At 71.3% G+C, this 1,081-nt stretch carries 1 protein-coding gene; it reads left to right on the forward strand.

All coding sequences use genetic code 11. The features are described from left to right. Positions 1 to 178 precede the first annotated feature (178 nt). Positions 179 to 1,081 (forward strand): PucR family transcriptional regulator ligand-binding domain-containing protein (locus DVU99_RS19580; RefSeq protein ID WP_198670404.1); only part of this gene is annotated, 903 nt, incomplete at its 3' end.

Here is a 1,081-nt window from a genome sequence, read left to right on the forward strand (position 1 = left end):
ACACCCCGACAGCCCTGCGCAACCAGGGCATCCGCTAGCGGCCTGGCGGTCGCCAGGCGTCAGCCAGGCCGCGCTCGTTCGGGGGCCGCCACGCGCGGCTGCCGAGCGGCGCCGGCATGGTCCATGCCGGCATTAGCCGGTAGCATGCCGGTTCCAGACACTGCATGCCGGGACCTCCATGCTGACGGTACAGGACCTCATCGACATCGATGCGCTGAAACTTCAGGCGCTTGCCGGCCAGAGCGGCACCAGCCGGCTGATCACCTGGGCCCATGCCGTCGACCTGCCGGACCCCTGGCGCTGGATCTCGCCGGGCGACCTGGTGATGACCACCGGCCTTGGCCTTCCGGCCGGCGCGGAAGACCAGGTGAGCTGGCTGGAACAGCTGGTGCAGAGCAATGCCAGCGCGCTGGTCTACGCCCCCCGCGAGGGTGCGCCGAAGCTTTCCGCCAAGCTGCTGAAGGCCGCCGACCGCCTGCTCTTCCCGATCCTGCGCGGCAGCTTCGAGCTGGAGTTCAACAAGCTTTCCCACCACGTCATCGAGAGCGTGCTGCAGGCCCAGCGCGAGCGCTTCAATGCCAGCGAGCGGCTGTTCCAGACCTACGCCGAGGCGCTGCGCAAGGAGCCGGAAATGGCCGGGCGGCTGTCGATCCTCGCGGCGACCCTGGACCTCACTCTGGCCATCGAGGATGCAGTCAGCGGGCAGACCGTGGTGGAGTCGCGCCCGGCGCGGCAGCCGGCCGTGCAGCCGGTGGGACGCGTGCCCATCGGCGGGCGCCCGCGGGCCAACCTGGTGCTCGCGCGCAGGGGCGAACGCACGCTGGACGCCCCCATCCTGGTGCGCTCGCTGGTTGGCCTGCTGGGTGTCGAACTGGAGCGCCTGATCATCCACCGCGACACCCAGCGCGAGGAAGGCGCGGCGCTGCTGCGCAGCCTGCTGGCGAGCGAAACCGAATTCACCCTGGCGCGCCCGCGGCTGGAACAGCGCGGGCTGCGCGGCAGCCTGGTGTGCCTGGCGATCAAGCCGGGCCGCCGCGGCCCGTGGAGCGCCGAGGAGCTGCACCAGGCCCCTGCGCTGCAT

This window comes from Dyella sp. C9 (assembly GCF_003332825.1).
In the GTDB taxonomy this organism is placed as follows: domain Bacteria; phylum Pseudomonadota; class Gammaproteobacteria; order Xanthomonadales; family Rhodanobacteraceae; genus Dyella.